The sequence below is a fragment of the Promicromonospora sp. NPDC060271 genome (genome assembly GCF_042726755.1).
In the GTDB taxonomy this organism is placed as follows: domain Bacteria; phylum Actinomycetota; class Actinomycetes; order Actinomycetales; family Cellulomonadaceae; genus Promicromonospora.
Genome location: NZ_JBHXBG010000012.1, coordinates 31,689 through 53,911 on the forward strand (window position 1 = coordinate 31,689; position 22,223 = coordinate 53,911).

Here is a 22,223-nt window from a genome sequence, read left to right on the forward strand (position 1 = left end):
CCGGACACCCGCTCTACCTCGCCGACCAGCGATCCGCGAAGTAGAGCGTGTGTCCGGGACACACGCTCTACTTCGCGGGACGACCGGGGGTCAGTCGGCTATGGCCGCGTTGACCTCTTCGATGAACTGGGTCGCCGCCTCCTGCGGGGTGATGCGCTCGAAGAGCACCTCGGTGTTGACGCGCTCCATGATGTCCGCGAGGTCCGCGGAACCGTGCGGCGGCACCGGCGGGGTGTCGACGATCTCATCCTCGATGTCCGCCATGAAGTCGGCGACCTTCTGGTCGGTCGGCGACAGGTCACCGAGGATCGACTCGCGCACCTCGGTGTTCGCGGGCAGACCGCGGTCGGTCAGCATGATCTTCGCGGCTTCCTCGGAGTTCAGGAGGAAGTCGACGAACTTCGCCGAGGACTCCGGGTACTCGGTGTCGGCGGAGATCGAGTAGAACATCGCCGGCTTGTAGTACATGCCCGTGCGCTCGCCCTCGGACTCGCCCGGCAGCCGCAGCAGCTCGAGCTCGTGCCCGGACGAGTCGGACAGCGCGCCGAGCTGGTTGGTCCACCAGACGCCCATCGCGCCCTGGTTGGTGCCGAGCAGGCCACCCTCGGGGCCGGCCGCCTGGTACTCGACGGTGCGGGCGGCGTCGGGCTGACCGCCACCCTTCATCAGGTCGAGCGAGACCTGGAAGAAGTCCGCGACGGTTTGCTCCGAGACGCCGAGCTCACCCTCCGGGGTGAACAGGGTCTCGCCGCGCTGGCGCGCCAGCACGTTGAGCCCTGCCTCGTTGAAGCCGTAGTCCTGCGTGCCCCAGACGCCGTCGCCCGCGCCCTCGGCGACCGCGTTCGCCGTGGTGACGTAGTCCTCCCAGGTCCAGGTGGTGTCGTCGGGCAGCTCCACGCCGGCGTCGGCGAAGATCTCCGGGTCGGCGACGAGCGCGTAGGCGTTGATGCCGGTCGGGATGCCGTACTGCGTGCCGTCGATCTGACCGCCGGTCAGGACGCCCTCGTCCACCTTCGACGTGTCGATGTCGAGCGTGCCCAGGTCCGCGAGCACGTTCTTCGTCGAGTAGTCGGAGATGTACCGCTCCTCCTGGGTGATGACGTCCGGGGTGTCGCCGGCGGCGACCGAGGTGGCGAGCTTGTCCCAGTAGCCGTCCCAGTCGGTGAAGTCCGGGACCACGGTGATGTCCGGGTTCTCGGCCTCGAAGGCGTCGATGATCTGCTGCGTGGACTCGTGGCGGGTGTCGGAACCCCACCACGAGAACCGGATCTCGCAGGGGCACTCCTCGGCGGCGGCCGGCGGATCGTCGTTGCCGCCCCCGAGGCCCGAGTCGCCTCCCCCGCACGCCGCGAGGGTCAGCGCAACGGCCGCGATACCCGCGGCCGATCCTGCGAAGCGCTTTCCGCGCCTCGTGGGTAGTCCGTTGCCGGTGCTGCTCATGAATTTCTCCTTCGGTGACGTTGACGTCGTTGTCGGATCGCGGGCGGAGCTATTTGATTCCGGTGGTCGCTATGCCCTTGACCAGGTACTTCTGTCCGAAAAGGAAGGCGATGAAGACGGGGACGAGCGACACGATCGACATCGCGAAGAGCGACCCCCACGAGCTGTTGCCGGTGGAGTCGACGAACGTGCGCAGCGCGATCGGCACGGTGTACATCTCGGGCCGGGTCAGGAAGATGAGCTGGCTGAAGAAGTCGTTCCAGGTCCAGATGAACGTGAAGATGGCGGTGGTGGCGAGGGCCGGCATCGACAGCGGCAGCATGATCTGCAGGTAGATGCGCAGGTGGCCCGCGCCGTCGAGCGTCGCGGCCTCGTCCAGCTCGCGCGGGATCCCGCGGAAGAACTGGACCATCAGGAAGATGAAGAACGCGTCGGTGGCCAGCAGCTTCGGCACGATCAGCGGCAGGAACGTGTTGATCCACTCGAGCTGGGAGAACAGCACGTACTGCGGCACGATCACCACGTGGATCGGCAGCATGATCGACATGAGCATGACCGCGAACCACAGCCGCTTGCCCCGGAACTCCAGCCGCGCGAACGCGTACGCCGCCATGGAGCACGAGAGCAGGTTGCCGAGCACCGACCCGAGCACCACCACGCCCGAGTTGATCAGGTAGTGGCTGAACGGGTGCAGCAGCGCGTTCCACCCGTCCGTGTAGTTGGACAGGTCGATGTCGGTGGGGATGAGCCCCGGCTCGCGGAAGATCAGCGCGTTCGGCTTGAACGAGCTGGCCACCATCCACAGCAGCGGGTACAGCATCACGAAGCCGAAGGCGATCAGACCCGCGTGCTTGAGCACGCTGCCGATCCGGGCTCGCAGGTGCCGGCCGCGGGGCCGGACGGTCGGGCGGCGGTCCTCGGTCCTGGGGCGGCTGTCGCCGTCCGACGGCGGTCGCAGCGCCGTCGTCGTCCTGGTCCGGGTGGGCGTCGAGGCGTCAGTCATCGTAGAAGACCCAGTACTTGGAGGCGAGGAAGTTGACTACCGTCATGCCGCCGATGATCAGCAGCAGGAACCAGGCCATCGCTGACGCGTAGCCCATGTCGAGCGATCCGAACCCCTTGAGGTAGAGGTACAGCGTGTAGAGCAGCGTCGAGTCGGACGGGCCGCCGTTGCCGCCGCTCACCACGAACGCCCTGGTGAAGGACTGGAACGCCTCGATGAGCTGCAGCACGAGGTTGAAGAAGATGATCGGCGTCAGCAGCGGGAGCGTGACCGACCGGAACTGCCGCCACTTCGAGGCGCCGTCGATCGAGGCCGCCTCGTAGTACATCGCAGGGATCTGGCGCAGGCCGGCCAGGAAGATCACCATGGGGGCGCCGAACGTCCAGACGTTGAGCGCCATGAGGGTGCCGAGCGCGTGGTCCGGGTGCGAGACCCAGCCCTGGCCCTGCACCCCGAACAGTGCCAGGACCTGGTTGACCAGGCCGTCCGCGCCGAAGATCTGGCGCCACAGGATGGCGATGGCCACGGACCCGCCGAGCAGGGAGGGCAGGTAGTAGACGGAGCGGTAGAGGGCGAGCCCGCGCATGCCCTTGTCGAGCAGCAGCGCCAGGCCGAGGGCCGCGGCGAGCTGCAGCGGCACCGAGACGAACACATAGGTGAACGTCACGCCGAGGGAGTTGACGAAGCGCGGGTCCTCGAACATCCGCGTGTAGTTCTCGAGGCCCACCCACTCGGGTGCCGAGAGCAGGTCGTAGTCCGTGAAGGACAGGTACAGGGACGCGCCCATGGGTCCGGCCGTGATGAGCGCGAGCCCCACGAACCAGGGCGCGAGGAAGAACAGCGCCCAGCGGCCGTCGCCCTTCCTGCGCGGGCTCACGGTCTTCCTGCTCTGCGAGAGCTCCTGGATCACTGACACGTGCTCACCCCCGCCCGGCTGGACGGGGGCTCGGACCACCGGGGTCCGGGCTCGCGGTTCGGGTGGTGCATCGAATTGTCCTCCCGGATCATCGTTGATTCCCGGTCTCGTCGTCGATCCCCGGCCTCTTCGGTGAGAAACCGGTCTCTGGTGGAGGAACGTACCACACGAGCAACCGGTTTCCCATGGTGTACCGTCACATCGGGAAACCGGTAGCACGTGCGCCGCGCCGAAGCAGGCTCGGGACGCCCGCGCACCGGTCGGACGAGGTGACGGACGGAGAGCAGATGGTCAGCGGCAGCGCACGGGGCGCCGGTCAGCGCGCAGGTCAGCGCCGTGTCACGGCCACGATCGGAGATGTCGCGACGGCGGCCGGCGTGTCACGGGCAACCGTCTCGCGCGTGATGAACGGGCGGAGCACTGTCGACGCGGCGATCGCGGAACGCGTGCGGGTGGCGGCGGCAGGGCTGAGCTACCGGCCCAGCAACGCCGCGCGGAGCCTCGCGCTCGGCCGGACCCAGACCGTTGCCCTCGTGGTGCCCGATCTCGGCAATCCGGTGTTCCAGCAGATCCTGCGCGGTGTCATGGACGGCGCGGCCGAGGACGGCTACCGGGTGCTCGTCGCGGACACGGTCGAGGACGACCAGCAGGAAGGCGCCATCGCGCTGGAGGCCCGCATGCGCTGCGACGCCCTGGTGCTCGTGTCGCCACGCATCGGGGACGCCGAGCTGAACGCGCTCATCGCCGACGTCGAGCCGGTCGTGCTGGTCAACCGGGAGACCGGTGGAGCGGCGCCCAGCCTGGTCGTGGACTACGAGGACGCGGCTCTCCAGGTGGTCGAGCACCTCGTGGCGCTCGGCCACCGCCGCATCGTGTACCTGGGCGGCCCGGTGCGCAGCGCCTCCGACGAGCTGCGCCGCGCCGGCCTCGCCCGCGCCAGGAAGCAGCACGCGGACCTGGAGATCCTCGACCTGCCCGCCGGACCGGACATCCAGGCGGGCCACCTCGCCGCGCCCGCCGTCCTGGCGACCCGCGCCACCGCAGCGGTGGCCTTCAACGACCTCGTCGCGTTCGGCCTGCTCGCAGGCCTGAACGAGGCCGGAGTGGCCGTACCCGCCGACATCTCGGTGGCCGGCTTCGACGACATCGAGCTGTCCCGTTACGCCACACCCGCGCTGACGACGGTCGCGGTGCCGCAGGCCGAGCTCGGCCGACACGCCTGGAGGGAGCTGCACGCCGTGATCGACGACGACGCCCACCCCGCAAGCTCTGCACGGTTCACGCCCAGCCTGGAGGTGCGCGGGAGCACCGGGCCCGTACGACAGGGCCCGGAACGCGTGCACATCACGGACGACGACGTCGCCCGTGCGCGACGGGAGGAGAGGGAGGAGATCCCCACCGTGCCTCCCACGGCAGCCCCCACCTGGTCCGTACCCGCCGATCCCGGCACCGAGGCGGTCACGCTGACCTGCGGTGACGGCCTGGAGCTGATCCGGCGCGACGCGGGCGACCGGATGCCGAAAGTGCACGCCCGGCGCCCCTACCTGCACCCCGTGCACACCCTGGCGGGCATCCCGCTGACCGAGGTGAGCCCGGTCGACCACCGGCACCACTACGGCGTCGGCATCGCGGTGCCCGACGTGAACGGGACCAGCCACTGGGGCGGCCGCACCTTCATCGAGGACGTCGGTCCGACGCTGCTCAAGAACCACGGCAGCCAGACGTCGCAGGGCATCCGCATCGAGGCCTCGCCCACCGCCCGCCCGCCCGGTACGGGCGCCGAGGCCGGTGAGGTCCTGGTCGAGGACGTGCTGTGGTCCGACGAGCACGGCGAACCGCAGCTTCGCGAGGAGCGCCGCATCACCGCGCGCCTGCTCCCCCAGATCCCCGGGTCCCCCGCCGCACCCGGCTGGGTGCTCGACTGGCGCTCCACCCTGCACGCCGACCACGGCCCCCTGGAGATCCGTTCTCCCGCCACCAATGGCAGGCCGGGTGCCGGCTACGGCGGCCTCTTCTGGCGTCTGCCCATCGCCGAGAGCACGTCCGTCGTGTCGGCGGGCGGCGCCGGTGAGAACCGCGCGCACGGCAGCTCGTCGCCGTGGGTGGCCTTCGTGCAGCGGCACGGTGGCCGGTCCACGACGCTCCTGCTGGTGCAGCCAGGTCAGGTCCGGCCGTGGTTCCTGCGCAGTGCCGAGTACTCCGGCGCCTGCCCGGCGCTCGCCTGGGACTCGCCGCTGCTCGTCCCCGCGGGCGGCTCCGTGCAGCTCGACCTGGTCGCCGTCCTGCTCGACACTGAGCTCACGAGCTCGGCCGCCGCCGCGCTCGCAGCCCACCTGACAGACGGAGGCCGACGATGAGCCTGCCCAAGATCGCGGTCGTCGGCATCCACGGCCACGGCAGCTCGCACCTCCGGAAGGTCGCGGACCTGGAGAACAGAGGCCTGGCGCGGCTGAGTGCCGTCGTCGACCCGAGGCAGCCCGACGACGCCTCCGCGCCGTGGTTCGCGAACCTGGGTGACCTGCTCTCGGCGGACGCCGACGCGCTGCCCGACATAGTGGTGCTCTCCACGCCCATCCACACGCACCTGCCGCTCGCGCGTGCGGCGATGGAGGCGGGCATCGACGTGCTGCTCGAGAAGCCGACCACCGCGTCGCTCGCCGAGCATGCCGAGCTCGTGGCCGTCGCGGAGCGGACCGGGCGGCTCTGTCAGGTCGGGTTCCAGACCTTCGGGTCGCACGCGCTGCCCGCCGTCGTCGACATGGTCGCGCACGGCGAGGTGGGTCAGGTGACCGGGATCGGCGCGATCGGGACCTGGGTCCGGACCGCCGCGTACTGGGCACGCTCGCCCTGGGCCGGGCGGCGGCGTATGGGTGACCGCGCGGTGGTCGACGGCGTGGTGACCAACCCGCTCGCGCACGCCGTCGCGACCGCCCTGTGGGTCGGCGGCGCCCGGGCCAGCACGGACATCGCCTACGTGAACACCGACCTCTGGCGGGCCAACCCGATAGAGGCCGACGACACGTCGTCCCTGCGGGCCGTCGGCACGGACGGGACGCGGTACGGGTTCGGCCTCACGCTCTGCGCGGCGGAGCGCACCCCGGCCCGCGTCCTGGTGCTGGGGACCGAGGGCGAGATCGAGCTCGAGTACGAGCACGACGTGGTGCGGCTGCGCACCGGACGCGTCGTCGCGGAGAAGCAGTACGGCCGGACGGATCTGCTGGAGAACCTGCTCCTGGCCCGCACCGGGGAACGGCTGCTGTGCGACGTGCGGGACACCGGCGCGTTCATGCAGGTGCTCGAGGCGGTGCGGACGGCCCCCGACCCGGCGCCCATCGGCGATGCGTACGTGGACTGGGCGGACGGGCTCGCGACCGGTCCCGGCATCGGCGGCACGGACGGCAACCCTGAGGGCGACTCCCGGCATCCGGTGGTGCACGACGTCGCCGAGTGGTGCGACCGGGCCGCACGCGAGCAGCGGACGTTCACGGAGCTCGGCGCCCCCTGGACGCTCGGGAGCTGACACGCCCGGCCGTGGGAGGGTGCTCGGGTGTTGTCCGTCCTGACTGCCATCGTGTCCATGGGTTGCATCGTCGCGCTCGGCTGGGTGATCCAGCGGCGGGGCCTGCTCGCCGGCCACCGGATCTCCCGCAGCACCAGCCGGGACGCCCCGGGCGACGCGGCGGCGGACGGCGCAGGAGCACGCCAGATCCTCGCCACGCTGTCGTTCACGATCTGCGCCCCTGCGCTGATGTTCAGCACGCTCGCCGGCACCGACCTCGCGCACGTCGTCTCGCGTGGGGCCGCCGTCACCTGGGCCACCACCGCGGGGCTCGCCCTGTTCACCGCGGCGGTGGCCCGGTGGGTGCTGCGGCTCCCGGCGGGCCCGGCCGCCGTGACGACGCTCGCCGCCGTCTACGTCAACGGCGGCAACATCGGCATCCCGCTCGCGGTCTACCTGTTCGACGACGCCCTCGCCGTGGTGCCCACCCTGCTCTTCCAGCTGCTCGTGCTGGCGCCGCTGACGCTCGCGGTGCTCGACCGTGCGGGGGCCGCCTCCGGGCCCGGCGGCCCGGCAGCCGGTGCGCGTCGGACCACCGCGCGGTCCGGCTGGACGTCGGTGGTCCGCGTGCTGCTCGCGGCCGTCCGGAACCCGATAACGGTGGGCACGCTCGCCGGGCTGCTCGTCGCGGTGGTGAGCGAGCTGACCGGGGCGCGGCTGCCCGAGGTCGCCCTGATCCCCTTCGACCTGATCGGCGCGGCGGCACCGCCCCTCGGCCTGCTGACGTTCGGCATGACGCTCGCGGTGCCGATGCCGGCGCTCACACCGCCGGAGGCAGGCACCGGATCGCGGCACGGCTCCGACGGCGGGCCGGCCGCAGGCCCGGCCGCGCCGACGGCGACCCCGGCGTCGAGCCCCTGGTGGACGGGCCGCGACCGGCTGCTCGTGCGCGCCGTCGTCGCCCTCGCCGTCCTGGTACGCAACGTCCTGCACCCGCTCGCGGCGTGGGTCGTCGGCAATGCCGTGGGACTCGACCCGGCGGCCCTCGCTCTGGTCGTCACCATGGCCGCGCTGCCCACCGCGGTGAACGTCACGACGTACGCCACCCGGTACGGGGTGTTCGACGGCGTCGCGGCCCGCGCGACGGTCTGGACGACGGCCCTGTGCGTGCCCGTCCTGGTCGCCGTCGGCGCGCTCACCGGGTGACGGCGGCAGCCACCCTGGTCGGGCTCCCGGGTGAATCCAACGCGTCCTGATCCCTGGGCCTTGTGGTGGAGCGGGCCGGCTGACATCGTGTGAGAAACCGGTTTCCCACGGCGGGCGGCCGGCGTCATGGACGAAGGAGTCACATGCGAACACGACCATCCCCGCACTCGCGCCGCGCCGTCGGCCAGACATCGGGGAACACCCGCGCGCTGCCGGCCGGCAGCCCTCTCACCCGTTCCTTCGTGCTGCCGCTGGCGTTCACCGTCGGCATGGCCGGCGCGCTGGTCGCCGTCGGGCAGCCGGCGGAGGCGAGCCCTGTCGCAGAGGCAGCGCCGGCCGCCGTCGGCCACACCACCGGTGGATACCCCGGACTTGGGCAGCACGCCGACCTGGGTCGCGAGACCATCGGGCCCGACGACGGCTGGGCCGCCTGGTCCGGCCCGACGTTCCCCGAGGGTGTGGAGCGGCAGGCGACGCCGACGACGGGCGGCGCGGCGGCGGCGCCCGCCGAGGTCTACGAGGTGGACACCTGGCAGGAGCTGCGGGACGCGCTCGCCGGCCGGGCGGGCGGCAGCCAGACCGACGCACGCACCAACCAGATCCCGCGGATCGTGTACGTCACGGGCGAGGTGGATGCCTTCACCGCGGCGGACGGAACCCGGCTGACCTGCGAGGACTTCGCCGCGCAGGTAACCGTCGGGGACACCGGCGAGCCGTTCTCGATGGATGAATACATCGCGCACTTCGACCCGTCCGGCCCGTGGGGCCGGACCGCCCCGTCCGGCCCGCTGGAGGAGGCGCGGGTCAGAGCCGCGGGCGTCCAGGCCGCCCAGACCCAGCAGCACGTCGGCTCGAACGTGACGATCGTCGGCGTGGGCGACGACGCCCGGATCTCCGGGGCGAACCTCCGGATCCGGGACGCGCACAACGTCATCCTCCGGAACCTGCGGTTCTCCGACGGTTACGACTGTTTCCCGCAGTGGAGCCCGGGCGACGGCGACGCCGGCAACTGGAACTCGGCGTACGACAACGTGTCGCTGTGGACGTCGACGAGCGTGTGGGTGGACCACTCCACGTTCGACGACGGCGCGCACCCCGCCGGGTCGCTTCCCGTGGTCTTCGGGCGGCCGTTCGAGGTGCACGACGGCCTGCTCGACATCACGCACGGCTCCGACCTGGTGACGGTGTCGTACAACGAGTTCCTCGACCACGACAAGACGATGCTGATCGGCTCGTCCGACTCACGCCTCCAGGACCGCGGGCAGCACCGCGTGACGCTCCACCACAACTACTGGCAGGGCATCGGGCAGCGCGCGCCGCGTGTCCGGTTCGGGGACGTGCACGTCTACAACAACTACTACCGGCAGACCCGCCGCCAGGCCGAGGCGGGCGGGTTCCAGTACTACTGGGGCGCGGGCAAGGAATCGAGTCTCGTCGTCGAGAACAACGCGGTCTCGCTCGCGCGCGGGACCGATCCCGCACTGGTCGTGGGTGCGTACGGCGGCACGATGATCAGCGAGTCGGGCACGGTGCTGAACGGCCGGCAGGCGGATCTCCTGGCCGCGTACAACGCGACGGCGGCGACCCCGCTGGCCGAGGAGGCCCGCTGGACGCCGTCCGACGCGTACCGGTACCGACCGCTGCCCGCGGCGGCGGTCCCGTGGGTGGTCACGACGTTCGCGGGCGCGGGCGTCCTGAACTCAGACCTGCCGAGCTAACCCCACCACCTCCGCGAAGTAGAGCGCCTGCCCGGACGCACGCTCTACTTCGCGGACAAGTGGTCGGCGAGGTAGAGCGCGTGTCCGGACAGGCGCTCTACTTCGGCGACAGCTCGGTCAGATGCCCAGGTTGAGGTCAGCTATCCGGACCGGGTCGCCCGTCTCCAGCGAACGGTTGCCCGCGTAGCCCACCGACGACGCGCGCACGCCGTCGACGTAGCCGGCCACCCGGCCCAGCGGGTCCGGCTCAGCGGCCGGCGCGAACACGCTGGCCAGCAGCAGCGCGTCGCCGCCGCCGTGCCCGCCGCCGCCGTGCACGATCGGCCGCTCCTCGGCGCGCTCCCAGTGCCGCTGCACCACGAGCCGCTCGCCGATCGGCCGTACCGGGTCCGTGGCGAACACCTCGGTCGCACTCGGGTCGAGGATCGCCGCACCGTTCTCGCCGAACTCCACCGAGCCGCGCTCGACGACCTCGAGCTCCGCCCGGCCGCGCGTGCCGTTCACGACCACGCGGTAGCCCTCCCACGGCGCGTGCGCCGTGAGGGAGTAGGTCAGCACGGCGCCGCCCTCGTACTCGACGACGAGTCCCAGCGTGTCCTCGGTGGTGATCCCCTCGTCGAACACCGACCGGTTGCGCACGTAGCCGTCCACCGCCTGGGCCTCGGGCCCGTACAGCGCGGACAGCCACTCGTTCTTCTCCACGGAGAGCTGCCACGGGTCGATGCCGCGCTCGTTCAGCGCGCGCTCGGCCTCGGTGGGCTCGTAGCCGGTCTCGTGCGCACCGTCGTCGCCGTAGAAGCGGCGGCCGCCCGTGGCGAACACGCGCTGCGGCACACCGTCGATCCACCAGTTGACGAGGTCGAAGTGGTGGCTCGACTTGTGCACCAGCAGGCCGCCGTTGTTGACCTTCTCCCGGTGCCAGCGCCGGAAGTAGTCGGCGCCGTGCACCGTGTCGAGGGCCCAGTCGAAGTGCACCGACAGCACGCGACCGATCTCGCCGCTCGCGATGACCTGGCGCAGCGCACTGTTGCGCGGCGAGTAGCGGTAGTTGAACGTCGTGACGAGGTCGCGCCCCGTCTCGGCGACGGCGTCGACGATCTGGCGGGCCTGGTCGGGGTGGGCCGCGAGAGGCTTCTCCACAACGACGTCGGCGCCGGCCCGCAGCGCGCGCGCCACCAGATCGCCGTGCGTGCGGTCGACCGAGGTGACGATCACGCGGTCGACGGACTGCTCGGCGATCGCCTTCTCGAGATCGTCCGGCGCGTACACGGGCCGGAGGCCCCCGAGCGCGGCCGCGACACGCGCCTCGTACACCGCCGCGCGCACCGGGTTGGGCTCGACCCAGGCGACGATCTCCCCGTCCGGCGCGTGCGTGCCGATCAGGGCGTCGATGTACATGGACGCGCGGTGCCCCGTTCCGACCACCGCGTAGCGGCGGCGTCCCTCGGGCAGCGGGCCCGACGGCGGCACGGGCTCCCGCGTCGGACCGGTGATGGGCTCGGTGGTCGGCTCGATGGTGTGCTCGGTGATCGGCTCGATGGTCGGCTCGGGCATCGGTGCGGAGCTCCTTCGGTCGTCGTCGACGTCGGGTGGGAGGGGTCGGGGTTGAAACGATACGGCGCCGGGAAAGCGCTGTCCATGACCTGTTCCTCCGCCCGAGTCAGCGCTCCGGGGTGAGCACCACCTGGCCGGCCCAGGCGAACCCACCGCCGAACCCGAACAGCAGAGCGGGCACACCCGCCGGGATCTTGCCCGCATGCCACCACTTGGACAGACCCAGCGGGATCGACGCCGCCGACGTGTTGCCCGACTCCGTGATGTCCGTGACCACGACCTTTCCCTCCATCCCGAGCGCCTTGGCCAGCGGCTCGATGATCCGCAGGTTGGCCTGGTGCGCGACCAGCACCTCGATGTCGTCGAGGCTCAGCCCGGCCCGGGCCACGACCTCCCGTGCCCGGTCGGCGGCGCGCGTGATCGCCCACTTGAAGACCGCCCGGCCGTCCTGCTGGAACTTGACCTCAGGCGCCTCGATCCGCACGGCGGGCGTGAGCTCCGGCTCCGAGCCCCAGACCACCGGTCCGACGGCGGGTACGTCGGCGGCCTGCAGCACCGCTGCGCCCGCGCCGTCGGCCGTGAGGATGCACGTCGAGCGGTCGGTCCAGTCGGTGTACGCGGTCAGCTTCTCGGAGCCGATCACGAGGGCCGTACGCGCCGACCCGGCGCGGATCGCCTGGTCGGCCAGGCCGATCCCGTGCGCGAAGCCCGAGCAGGCCACGTTGACGTCGATGGCCGCCGGACCCACGACGTTGCGCAGGTCGGGCGCCTCCTCGCCCTCCGGCGTCGAGGCCCCCGGCTGGACCCCCGTGTGCAGCGCGTACGCGACCCGCCCGGCGGTGTTGGGCGAGCGGTCGTCGTTGGTCGCCGTCGCGACGATCACCAGGTCGACCTCGGCGGCCGCCACACCGGCGTCGGCGAGCGCGTGCTCGGCGGCGGCCGTCGCCATGTCGGCGACGGTGACGTCGTCGGCGGCTACGTGGCGGGTGACGATGCCGGTACGCGACCGGATCCACTCGTCGTTGGTCTCCACGAGCGCGGCGATGTCATCGTTCGTGAGCGTCCTCGGTGGCTGGTGGTGGCCGAGACCGACGATGCGGGAGCCGGCAGCGCCGGGCGGGAGCACGATTGCGGGCGACGTAGCCATGAGGTCAACGTAGCGCGCCCAGGTCGAACGGCTCCACGACCAGACCCGGGACCCGGTCCCGGGCGGCCCGCACCACGCGCTCCTCGGCACCCGGGCCCGTCTCCGGAGTCTCGCCCACCTCGCGGAGCGCGCCGCGCAGCTGAGCGTCGTACCGCTCGCCCATCGCCGCGTTGCGGCCCTTGTACGTCCACGCGACCAGGTTGGCCAGGTCGAACCGCGGACGGCACGACCGGCAGGACATGATGCCCGGCGGCCGGCGGAACCGCGTCGTCCGGTGGCCGGCCGGGCACGCCCCGACCCATGGACCGTCGATGGACGGCGCTGACGGGTCGACGCACCGCCGGCCCGAGCACCCGATCCGCACCGCCACCTCGCGCCACACCGGCCCGTGCTTCGCCTTCGGCCCCGCGAGCGCGTGTGCCACCTCGTGCAGGATCGTGTCCCGCACCTCCCGCTCGTCGTGGATCCGGGTGAGCGGCGCGGAGAGGCTGATGCGCCTCTTGACGTAGCTGCACATCCCGGCGCGCCGGACGGCGTCGTCGAACTCGAAGCTCCAGGTCTTCAGGCCGTGCTGGTCCATCAGCTCGCGCGCCAGGCGCGAGGCGGCGACAAGGTTCATGCGTACCCCTGCGGTGATCGTGATGATTGTGTCCGGCCGTTCCGGACGCTGTCGAACCTACGGGGCTCCACCGACACCCACGCGAGGTTATCCACAGCTCCATGCCACACGGCGATCCGGAGCCGCCGAGCTGGTCGGCCGCCGGACCTAACCCGCGGGCGGGATCGGGAAGTTGGTCCGGAACACGTTCGACGGGTCGTACGCGGCCTTCACCGTGCGCAGCCGGGCGAGCGTCGGTTCGGGGAACGCCTCCAGCAGCCGTTCGGGCCGGCTGTCGGTGTCGAAGGAGAGGTACGAGCCGTCCATCACCGGACCGATCTCGGCGTCCCAGGCCCCGTTGAGCCGGTCCTGGTTCGAGCCGAGCGCCGAGAGGTTGAAGTTCTGGTGCCGGTGCGCGTAGGCCGTGGCGTCGGGTGCGACGTCGTTCGTTGCGCCGCCTGTCGCCCGGACCGCCATGAAGTACGACTCCCGCGAGCCCAGCAGACGCTCGATCGCCCGGCTCGTCGACTGGTCGAGGTGTGTGAGCAGACCCGACCTGGCCGACGGGTCGCCGCCGCCCGAGTGGTGGGCGTCCTCCTGGCGCACCACGCCCGAGTAGGGCAGGAGCTGCGCCTGGTGGCCGAGCAGCGGACCGGCGTCGGCCAGCAGCTCGAGCTGGGCGATGGCCTCGTCCGGGTCGACGTCGGCACCCTCGGCGGCGATCACCGTCATGAGCTGGGCCATCGGCGCCTGACCGCCACGTCCGGGGGCGATGATGATGTTCGACGTGAGCCCGCGCGGCGCCGCCTCGACGGTGGCGCCCCATTTCTCGAGGAGTCCCGCGGTGTCGGTCGCGTCGAGCGTCATCTGCGAGAAGACCACGTCCCCGACGGCGCCCACCTCGATCTCCAGCCAGGTCACCACGCCCATGTTCCCGCCGGCGCCGCGCAGCGCCCAGAACAGGTCGGGGTGCTCGTCGCGGGAGGCGTGCAGCACGCGACCGTCGGCCGTGACCACCTCGGCCGCGACCACGTGGTCGATCGTCAGGCCCTGCAGCCTGCCCAGGAACCCGATCCCGCCCGTGGTCCCGAGCCCGCCCACGCCGACGCCGCCGTAGTCGCCCGACGTGATGGCCCAGCCGCGCGGCGCGAGCGCCGCCGCGACCTCGCCCCAGGTGGCTCCGGCACCGATCCGCACGCGGCGCGTGACCTCGTCGACCACCTCGACGGACCGCAGGCCGCGCATGCTGAGCACCACGCCGCCGTCGTTCGTGGACCGGCCGGAGATCCCGTGCCCCGCCGAGCGGACGGCGAACTCGACGCCCTGCTTCTGCACCCAGGCGAGCCCGGAGGCCACCTCGTCGACGCCCTGCGGCCGCAGCACCAGGCCCGGCGCGCCGGACCGCAGGTAGTTGTGGCGCACCGCGCCGTACTCCCGGTCGCCGGGCTCAACGGCGTGCGCCGCCAGCTCCGGCGGCAGCGAGTCGTAGTCGATCCCCTGTCGTCGTGCGGCCAGCGCGGCGGTCCCCCGGCGGGCGGACGCCGGCAGCGTGCCCGCCGTCCGTCGCTCGGCGGCGACGGCCTCCCGCACGGCCGGTACCACCTCCTGCGCGAAGGCGCGGATCTGGTCCGGGTCGTCGCCCATGGCGATGAACCCGCTCACGCCGTCCTCCAGCGCCAGGTGGGTGAGCTCCTCGACCCACTGGTCGACCGGTCCCTGCAGCGGGCCGGTCGAGCGGTCGGTAATGGCCCCGCCCACGTTGAGCAGGCGCCGGATCTCGCTCGGCGACCGCCCGGCCTCGACGGCGGCCTCGTCGATCGTCGCGTTTCCGCGCGCCAGGTCGCCGTCCTTGAAGTAGGGCAGGGAGGGCAGCCAGCCGTCGGCCTTCGCGCCGGTGAGGCGGAGCATCCGCTTCTTGTACGCCCCGAGCCAGATCGGGATGTCGTGCGCCGGGGCCGGGCCGCGCTTGGCGCCGTCGACCCGGTGGAACTGCCCGGGCACACGCAGCGGGGTGCGGTTGGACGCGTCCCAGATGCCGCGGATGATCTCGAGGCCCTCCTCGAGCGCACTCACGCCCTCGCCCGGCGTCCGGCGTTCGGCGCCCATCGCCACCGCCGCGTCGTTGAAGCCGCCGGAACCGAGGCCCAGCTCGAACCGGCCGCCGCTGAGCAGGTCGAGGCTCGCGGCCGAGCGCGCCAGCAGCGCCGGCTGGCGCATGCCGAGGTTGAGGACGTTCCCCGAGATGCGGATGCGCTCGGTCTGCGCGGCGACCCAGGACATCAGCGTCCACGTGTCCAGGAACGACGGCTGGTACGGGTGGTCCTGGAAGGTGACCAGGTCCAGGCCGAGCTGTTCGGAGAGCTGCGCGAGCCGGACGGGCGTCTGCGGGTCGCTGTTGGTCGGGGTGATGAACGTGCCGAAGAGCAGATCGTGCCCGTAGTCGGTCATGCGTGCGGTGTCCCTCGTGTCGCTTCGTCTGCCGCTCGTCACGGCAGATCGTCTGTGCCACAGACGATATTACTCACAACTCTTCTGACTGTCCGCACATTCCCGTAGGATGGACGCATGAGCACCACGCCCACCGAGACCCGCACGGGCCAGCACTCCCTGTTCGGCTGGTCTCTCGCGGCCCTCCTGCGCGAGTGGAGCGCCCGGGTCGACGCCGCGGCCGACGACCTGCCGCAGGGCACCCGCGGGTACCAGCTCCTCACGGCGGTGGTGCACGGGAACCTGCCGAGCCAGGCGGCGCTCGCCTCGACGCTCGGCATCGACCGCACCGTCATGACCTACCTGCTGGACGCGTTCGAGGGCTGCGGTCTCGTCGAACGGCAGCTCGACCCGGCCGACCGGCGTGCGCGGCGGATCGTCGCAACGGACAAGGGCCTGGAGGTGCTCGCCGCGATGGACGCGCGGGTCGCCGCAGCGGAGGAGGAACTGCTCTCGGGACTCGAGCCGGACCAGCGCCTCCTGCTCCGCCATCTCCTGGAGCGCGCCGCCACCGGCACCGGCCCCGACGACGACCCGTGCCGCACCGTGGTGCAGGCGACCAAGCCCGCCTAGCCGCCACAGCCATGACACGCGGCCCGGCCGGCCGGTGTTGACCCTCGGGTAGCCCGAACCCGCACGCTTGTCGTATGGACGATGAGAACGCCTTGTCGGTCGGACAGTTCGCAAGGCTGTCCGGGCTGACCGTGCACGCGCTGCGTCACTACGACGCGGTCGGCCTGCTGACACCAGCCGACGTCGACGCCTGGAACGGCTATCGGCGCTACGCCCGCGACCAGCTGCCGTCCGCGCGGCTGATCGCGAACCTGCGCTGGCTGGGGATCCCGATCCACCAGGTGCGCGAGATCGTCCGCAGCCCGGGGTCGACCCGGGCGCGGGAGCTCCTTGCGGCCCACACGGACCGCCTCGGACGCGAACGAGACCACCTCGACCGACAGATCGCCCAGTCAAGCCGATACGCCAACGAAGGAGCAACCATGCCCGCCATCACGACCACCACCGCACCGGTGCAGATCAAGATCGCCGTCGCCGACAAGAGCAAGGCACGACAGTTCTACGAGGAGGCGTTCGGCCTGGCCGAGAGCGTCATCCGCCACACCGACGAGGCCGACTTCACCGGGTACCAGTTCGGCACCTACGGTCAGGCGGGCTTCTTCCTCCTCGTCCTGACCGACTCGGAGTCGTTCGACCAGCCAGGACGCAGCACCTTCGGCCTCACGGTCGAGGACCTCGACGCCACGCACCGGCAGGCGGTCGAGGCCGGGGCCATCGAGGCCGTTGCGATCAACACCCCCGAGGGCATGCCCCGCAACAGCGCCATCACCGACCCCGACGGCAACTGGATCTGGCTGTACCAGGGCTGAGCCGGACAGGGCCGAGTCGGACTCGGCCAAGTCGGACAGGGCCGAGTCAGGACGCCGTCGCGCTGCCCCGCACCGCGACGGCCGAGGGCTTCGGTACCACGCCGTGGTGCTCGTCCAGACCCGTCTCGCGGTAGAACCCCTCGATGTGCTCGCGCATGAGGCGTTCCGCCTCGGCGCCGTCGTGCCGCGCGACGGCGTCGAGGATCGCACTGTGCTCCGAGCACAGGCGCGCGGCCGTCCTCGGCCATTCCTCGACAGCCGCCGCACCCGCCGCCACATAGGAGGCGACGGCGGCCCGCATACCGCTCAGGATGGCCTCGACGAGCTGGTTCCCGCCCAGGCGGGCCAGCTCGATGTGGAAGTCCTGGTCGTGCTCCAGGAAGACTCCGGCATCGAGTCCGGGGTCAGCCATCGCCACTACGTGCTCACGCGCCCGCGCCAGCGCGGCGTCGCCGCTCGCTCGCGCGGCGGCGTCGCGCACCGCACCGGCCTCCAGCAGCACACGCGTGCGGACGACGTCGGACACGGGCAGGGTGCCCGACGCCACGTGCAGCCGGACCGCCGCGCCGAGGCCGGCCGCTGGCCGGTCGATCAGGGTGGCCCCCGCGCTCGGGCCCGAGCCGACGGCGGTGCGCACGATGCCCATCGCCTCCAGGATGCGGATCGCCTCGCGTACGGACGGGCGGGACACCCCCAGCTCCTCCGCGAGCGCCCGCTCCGCGGGGAGCCGTTCGCCGATGGACCACCTGCCCGCGGCGAGGCCTGTCTCGATCTGGGCCAGGACGCGCTCGTGGGTTCTCACCGGGCGATTGTACTTCTGTGGTCTGTCCACAGTGGGCTATGGTGAGGTAAGACCTCGAAGGAGAGTGCCCATGCGCATCGCCCTGGCTGCCACCTGCATCGCCGACGCCATGTTCCCGCAGGCCCCGAGGGCCGTCGTCACGCTGCTGGAGCGGCTGGGCCACGAGGTGGTGTTCCCGGCGGCGCAGGCGTGCTGCGGCCAGATGCACGTCAACACCGGGTACCTCGCCGACGCCGTCCCGGTGGTCCAGAACCACGTGCGCACGTTCGCCCCCGTGGCCGACGGCGAGTGGGACGCCGTCGTCGTGCCGTCCGGTTCGTGCACGGGGTCGATCCGGCACCAGCAGGCGATGGTCCTGGAGCGCGCCGGGCTGCGCTCGGCGGCGCGGACCGCGAGCGCCGTCGCCGAGCGCACGTACGAGCTGTCCGAGCTGCTGGTCGACGTGCTCGGCGTGACGGACGTCGGCGCGTACTTTCCCCACCGGGTCACCTACCACCCCACGTGCCACTCGCTGCGGATGCTCGGCGTGGGCGACAAACCCGAGCGACTCCTGCGGGCGGTCGAGGGCCTGGAGCTGGCCCCGCTCGCGAAGGCCGAGGGCTGCTGCGGGTTCGGGGGGACGTTCTCGCTGAAGAACGCGGACACGTCCGCTGCGATGCTGAAGGACAAGGTCGCCACGGTCGTCGACACGGGCGCGGAGGTGCTCACCGCGGGCGACTGGTCGTGCCTGATGCACATCGGCGGCGGCCTCTCGCGCGACGGCACCGGCGTGCGGCCCATGCACCTGGCGGAGATCCTCGCCTCCACGCGGGAGTCGCCGACCGTGCCCGGCCCGCAGGGCAGCGCCCAGCAGGAGGTGGCCCGATGAGCACGTTCCTCGGCATGCCTGCCGCGCGTTCCAAGGGCGCGCCGAGCCCGGACGCCGCACCAGGGACCCTGTCCGGCATCGGGCGTCCGGAGGACCCGCTGCACTGGGGCGCCTCGTTCCCCGGCGCCGCGAAGGCCGCGCTCGACAACGGCCAGCTACGGCGCAACCTGGGCAGGGCGACGTCGACCATCCGGGCCAAGCGCGCCCGCGTGGTCGGCGAGGTGCCCGACTGGGAGGCGCTGCGCGACGCCGGGTCCGCGGTCAAGACGGACGTCATGGCGCGGCTGCCGGAGCTGCTCGAGGAACTGGAACGCAACGTGATTGCGCGCGGCGGGGTGGTGCACTGGGCGCGGGACGCCGCGGAGGCCAACCGGATCGTCGCCGACCTGGTGCGCGCCAAGGGGGCCGACGAGGTCGTCAAGGTCAAGTCCATGGCCACCCAGGAGATCGGGCTCAACGAGGCGCTCGCCGAGGAGGGCATCGCGGCGGTCGAGACGGACCTCGCGGAGCTGATCGTGCAGCTCGCCGACGACATGCCTTCGCACATCCTGGTGCCCGCGATCCACCGCAACCGCACGGAGATCCGCGACATCTTCCTGGAGCGGATGGGCGACGCCCCGCCCGACCTGACCGACGTGCCGCGCGAGCTCGCGATGGCGGCCCGCGCGCACCTGCGGCGCAAGTTCCTGTCGGCGAAGGTCGCGATCAGCGGCGCCAACTTCGCTGTGGCGGACACCGGGACGCTCGCCGTCGTGGAGTCCGAGGGCAATGGCCGCATGTGCCTGACGATGCCCGAGACCCTGATCACGGTGATGGGCATCGAGAAGCTGGTGCCGACCTATCGCGACCTGGAGGTGTTCCTGCAGCTCCTGCCGCGGTCCTCAACGGGCGAGCGGATGAACCCGTACACCTCGATGTGGACGGGCGTGACCCCGGGCGACGGGCCGCAGGAGTTCCACCTGGTGCTGCTCGACAACGGCCGCACCAAGGTGCTGGCCGACGAGGCGGGGCGCGCGGCGCTGCACTGCATCCGCTGCTCGGCGTGCCTCAACGTCTGCCCCGTGTACGAGCGGGTGGGCGGCCACGCCTACGGCTCGGTCTACCCGGGCCCGATCGGCGCGATCCTGACGCCGCAGCTCACCGGCGAGAAGTCGGACCTGCCGTACGCGTCCACGCTGTGCGGCGCGTGCTACGAGGTGTGCCCCGTCAAGATCGACATCCCGTCGATCCTCGTGGAGCTGCGGGCGCGCGAGGTCGAGCTCGGCGGCGCCTCGCCCGAGACCGCGGACCGGGTGTGGAAGGCCGCGATGAAGGCGGCGTCGTTCGCGATGGCGGACGGCGCCCGGTTCCGCCGGGCCGCGCGCGTCCCGCGGGCACTGCGGGCGATCTCACGGCACGGCGTGATCCGGCGGCTGCCGTTCCCCGGCTCGCTGTGGACCCGCTCCCGGGACCTCCCGGAGCCGCCGAAGCAGACGTTCCACGACTGGTGGGCCGCACGGGAGGACGAGCGATGAGCGACGCGCGCACGGAGATCCTGTCGCGCATCCGGACGGCGCTGGGCTCGGACGCCGGTTCCGCCGGCACCGGCACGGTGCGGCCCGCGGCCGGCGTCGTGCCCCGGGAGTACCGGGCCGCCGGGGAGCACGCCCCCGGGTCCGAGATGGTGCTGGACCTGCTGGTCGACCGCCTGGAGGACTACAAGGCCGAGGTGCACCGGACGACCGCCGCAGACCTGCCGGGCGTGCTGGCGAGGGTGCTCACGGAGCGATCGGCAGAACGTCAGGTGGTCGGCAGCTCGGACTACCGATCACCTGACGTTCTGCCGACCACCCGGGGCGCGCGGAGGTCCGTGGTGGTGCCCAGTGGGCTCGACGGCACCTGGCTGTCCGCCGTCGACGACGTCGACGTGCGGCGCGACTCGCGGGAGGCACCCCTGTCGGCGGCCGAGCTGGACGAGGCGGACGCCGTGATCACCGCCGCCCGGGTCGCGGTCGCCGAGACCGGCACGATAGTGCTGGACGGCGAGCCCGACCAGGGCCGGCGCGCGATCTCCCTGGTCCCCGACGTGCACGTGTGCGTGGTCCGGACCGACCAGGTGGCGCAGACCGTGCCCGAGGCGGTGCGGCTGCTCGGCGCCGAGCCCGCCCGGCCGCTGACCTGGATCAGCGGGCCGAGCGCGACGAGCGACATCGAGCTGGAACGCGTCGAGGGCGTGCACGGCCCCCGCACGCTCCACGTGGTGCTGGTGTCCTGACGGGTCAGGGGTGCAGCTTCGCGCCCTTGACCACCTTGTCCACGACGCGGCGCTCGCCCGCCACCGCCACCCCGACCAGGTCGAGCTTCTCGGTGGCGACGCTCGCGACGGCGGCCCGGTTGTCGACGTCGTTCCCCGTCGCGAACAGGTCCGCGGTGTAGACGCCGATCCGCAGCCCCCGGGTGGCGGCGCGGCTGCGCATCGTGGCGAGCTGGTCGCCGTCGGCCACCATGACCATGACCGGGGTGCCGAGCATCGCGAGGTACTCACCGCCGTCCGCGTCGTGGTACGTCTCCCCCACGAGCTCCGGGTAGGCGGCGGTCACGGCACTGGCCAGGAAGGCGGTCACGTTGTTCTCCTGCCAGCCCAGCAGGTCGTCCCGCAGCACGATCACGATCTTGGCTTGTTCGAAGGTCATACCGCTCACACTGCGGCCGCCGTCGGGCCGGATTCTTGTACGTTCTTGACATGGCCTCGCCCGCTGCGGACTCGGACGTCGTGCGCGCCTGGCGTCCCGGGGTGCCCGGCGTCGCCGAGGTGCTGCACGCCGCCTGGCACGAGCACGCCTATCCCGCCCACACCCACGACACGTGGACCGTTCTGGTGGTCGACCACGGCCTGATCGGCTACGGCCTGGACGGTCAGGAGCACGCCGCGCAGCATTCCGGGGTCACGGTGCTGCCGCCGGGTGTCGTGCACGACGGGCGGTCGGTGACCGCCGCGGGCTTCCGCAAGCGCGTGCTCTACCTGGAGCCCACGGTGCTCGACGACGGCCTGGTCGGCCGCGCCGTGGACGCGCCGCTCGTGCTCGACGACACGCTCCGCGCTCGCTTCGTCGGCCTGGACCGGGCGCTCACCGTGCGCGAGGACGTCGCGGCCGAGGGCCTGCTCGCCCTGGTCGCGGAGGGCCTGGCCTGGCACCTGTCCGGTCGGCCGACGCCGCCGCGCGAACCCGTCGGCACCACGACCGCGCGACGGGCCCGCGACCTGCTCGACGCCGACCCCGCGCGGCCGGTCCGGCTGGCCGAGGTCGCCGCCGAGCTCGGCGTCACGGTGCCGCACCTGGTGCGCGCGTTCACCCGTGAGCTCGGCCTGCCGCCCCACCGGTACCTGGTCGGACGGCGGCTCGACCTGGCCCGCCGCCGGCTCCTGGCGGGCGAGCCGGCGGCCGACGTCGCCGTCGCCACCGGGTTCCACGACCAGGCACACCTCACGAGGCACTTCCGCCGCCTCCTGCGCACGACGCCGGGCCGCTACCAGCGCGGTGCCCCACGCGAGGTGGGTGACCGGCCGCGAACGCGCTGAGCACGAGGTGATCGGTAGAAGGTCAGGTGATCGGCAGCCCGGGC

19 protein-coding genes are annotated in these 22,223 nt (G+C 72.2%); 10 read left to right on the forward strand and 9 right to left on the reverse strand.

Translation table 11 applies throughout. From position 1 onward, the window contains the following. Positions 1 to 90 precede the first annotated feature (90 nt). From ACFWE2_RS03560 to ACFWE2_RS03570, 3 genes are read right to left on the reverse strand one after another with little or no spacing between them, the layout of a single operon-like run. Complete coding sequence (locus ACFWE2_RS03560) at positions 91 to 1,440, reverse strand: ABC transporter substrate-binding protein (protein WP_377222830.1); 1,350 nt, start codon at positions 1,438 to 1,440, stop codon at positions 91 to 93. A gap of 49 nt (positions 1,441 to 1,489) precedes the next feature. Then, positions 1,490 to 2,443 (reverse strand): carbohydrate ABC transporter permease, encoded by a 954-nt coding sequence (locus ACFWE2_RS03565; RefSeq protein ID WP_377222831.1) that lies wholly within the window; start codon positions 2,441 to 2,443, stop codon positions 1,490 to 1,492. After that, positions 2,436 to 3,359, reverse strand: a complete 924-nt coding sequence (locus ACFWE2_RS03570; RefSeq protein ID WP_377222832.1) for a carbohydrate ABC transporter permease — start codon at positions 3,357 to 3,359, stop codon at positions 2,436 to 2,438. Before ACFWE2_RS03570 ends, ACFWE2_RS03565 begins: the two co-directional genes overlap by 8 nt. Positions 3,360 to 3,646: 287 nt before the next feature. Between ACFWE2_RS03570 and ACFWE2_RS03575 the strand changes: the two genes are divergently transcribed. The 4 genes from ACFWE2_RS03575 (at position 3,647) to ACFWE2_RS03590 (ending at position 9,782) form a co-directional block, all read left to right on the forward strand. Further along, positions 3,647 to 5,716, forward strand: coding sequence for a DUF6807 family protein (locus ACFWE2_RS03575; RefSeq protein WP_377222833.1), 2,070 nt, complete (start codon positions 3,647 to 3,649; stop codon positions 5,714 to 5,716). Further along, positions 5,713 to 6,879, forward strand: a complete 1,167-nt coding sequence (locus ACFWE2_RS03580; protein ID WP_377222834.1) for a Gfo/Idh/MocA family protein — start codon at positions 5,713 to 5,715, stop codon at positions 6,877 to 6,879. Before ACFWE2_RS03575 ends, ACFWE2_RS03580 begins: the two co-directional genes overlap by 4 nt. Before the next feature lie 57 nt (positions 6,880 to 6,936). Further along, complete coding sequence (locus tag ACFWE2_RS03585) at positions 6,937 to 8,064, forward strand: AEC family transporter (RefSeq protein ID WP_377222835.1); 1,128 nt, start codon at positions 6,937 to 6,939, stop codon at positions 8,062 to 8,064. 143 nt (positions 8,065 to 8,207) lie between these two features. Continuing rightward, positions 8,208 to 9,782, forward strand: coding sequence for a polysaccharide lyase family 1 protein (locus ACFWE2_RS03590; RefSeq protein WP_377222836.1), 1,575 nt, complete (start codon positions 8,208 to 8,210; stop codon positions 9,780 to 9,782). Between the two features lie 117 nt (positions 9,783 to 9,899). Here ACFWE2_RS03590 and ACFWE2_RS03595 read toward each other — a convergent pair whose 3' ends face one another. The 4 genes from ACFWE2_RS03595 to ACFWE2_RS03610 form a co-directional block, all read right to left on the reverse strand. Then, entirely contained in the window at positions 9,900 to 11,336 is a 1,437-nt protein-coding gene (locus tag ACFWE2_RS03595) for a Gfo/Idh/MocA family protein (RefSeq protein ID WP_377222837.1), read from the reverse strand. A gap of 106 nt (positions 11,337 to 11,442) precedes the next feature. Further along, a complete protein-coding gene (locus tag ACFWE2_RS03600) occupies positions 11,443 to 12,483 on the reverse strand; it encodes a 3-oxoacyl-[acyl-carrier-protein] synthase III C-terminal domain-containing protein (RefSeq protein ID WP_377222838.1) in 1,041 nt (346 codons plus the stop codon). Between the two features lie 4 nt (positions 12,484 to 12,487). Then, complete coding sequence (locus ACFWE2_RS03605) at positions 12,488 to 13,102, reverse strand: SprT-like domain-containing protein (RefSeq protein WP_377222839.1); 615 nt, start codon at positions 13,100 to 13,102, stop codon at positions 12,488 to 12,490. A 147-nt stretch (positions 13,103 to 13,249) separates the two neighbouring features. After that, on the reverse strand, positions 13,250 to 15,529 hold the full coding sequence (locus tag ACFWE2_RS03610; RefSeq protein ID WP_377222840.1) for an LLM class flavin-dependent oxidoreductase: 2,280 nt from the start codon (positions 15,527 to 15,529) through the stop codon (positions 13,250 to 13,252). Positions 15,530 to 15,646: 117 nt separating this feature from the next. Between ACFWE2_RS03610 and ACFWE2_RS03615 the strand changes: the two genes are divergently transcribed. Continuing rightward, a complete protein-coding gene (locus tag ACFWE2_RS03615; protein ID WP_377222841.1) occupies positions 15,647 to 16,141 on the forward strand; it encodes a MarR family winged helix-turn-helix transcriptional regulator in 495 nt (164 codons plus the stop codon). A gap of 74 nt (positions 16,142 to 16,215) precedes the next feature. Continuing rightward, complete coding sequence (locus tag ACFWE2_RS03620; RefSeq protein WP_377222842.1) at positions 16,216 to 16,950, forward strand: MerR family transcriptional regulator; 735 nt, start codon at positions 16,216 to 16,218, stop codon at positions 16,948 to 16,950. 46 nt (positions 16,951 to 16,996) lie between these two features. On the opposite strand, the gene ACFWE2_RS03625 is transcribed toward ACFWE2_RS03620, so the two are convergent. After that, positions 16,997 to 17,752, reverse strand: a complete 756-nt coding sequence (locus ACFWE2_RS03625; protein ID WP_377222843.1) for a FadR/GntR family transcriptional regulator — start codon at positions 17,750 to 17,752, stop codon at positions 16,997 to 16,999. 70 nt (positions 17,753 to 17,822) lie between these two features. Here ACFWE2_RS03625 and ACFWE2_RS03630 point away from each other — a divergent pair, with 70 nt between their 5' ends. Genes ACFWE2_RS03630 through ACFWE2_RS03640 form a run of 3 tightly spaced genes read left to right on the forward strand, consistent with a single transcriptional unit; the run spans position 17,823 to position 20,874 of the window. After that, on the forward strand, positions 17,823 to 18,620 hold the full coding sequence (locus tag ACFWE2_RS03630) for a (Fe-S)-binding protein (protein WP_377222844.1): 798 nt from the start codon (positions 17,823 to 17,825) through the stop codon (positions 18,618 to 18,620). After that, positions 18,617 to 20,134 (forward strand): LutB/LldF family L-lactate oxidation iron-sulfur protein, encoded by a 1,518-nt coding sequence (locus tag ACFWE2_RS03635; RefSeq protein WP_377222845.1) that lies wholly within the window; start codon positions 18,617 to 18,619, stop codon positions 20,132 to 20,134. The genes ACFWE2_RS03630 and ACFWE2_RS03635 overlap by 4 nt, the downstream gene beginning before the upstream one ends. Continuing rightward, entirely contained in the window at positions 20,131 to 20,874 is a 744-nt protein-coding gene (locus tag ACFWE2_RS03640) for a lactate utilization protein C (protein WP_377222846.1), read from the forward strand. The genes ACFWE2_RS03635 and ACFWE2_RS03640 overlap by 4 nt, the downstream gene beginning before the upstream one ends. A 4-nt stretch (positions 20,875 to 20,878) precedes the next feature. Here ACFWE2_RS03640 and ACFWE2_RS03645 read toward each other — a convergent pair whose 3' ends face one another. Then, on the reverse strand, positions 20,879 to 21,292 hold the full coding sequence (locus ACFWE2_RS03645; protein WP_377222847.1) for a DUF2000 family protein: 414 nt from the start codon (positions 21,290 to 21,292) through the stop codon (positions 20,879 to 20,881). Between the two features lie 50 nt (positions 21,293 to 21,342). Between ACFWE2_RS03645 and ACFWE2_RS03650 the strand changes: the two genes are divergently transcribed. Further along, entirely contained in the window at positions 21,343 to 22,179 is an 837-nt protein-coding gene (locus ACFWE2_RS03650; RefSeq protein WP_377222848.1) for a helix-turn-helix domain-containing protein, read from the forward strand. The last annotated feature ends 44 nt before the right edge of the window (positions 22,180 to 22,223 follow it).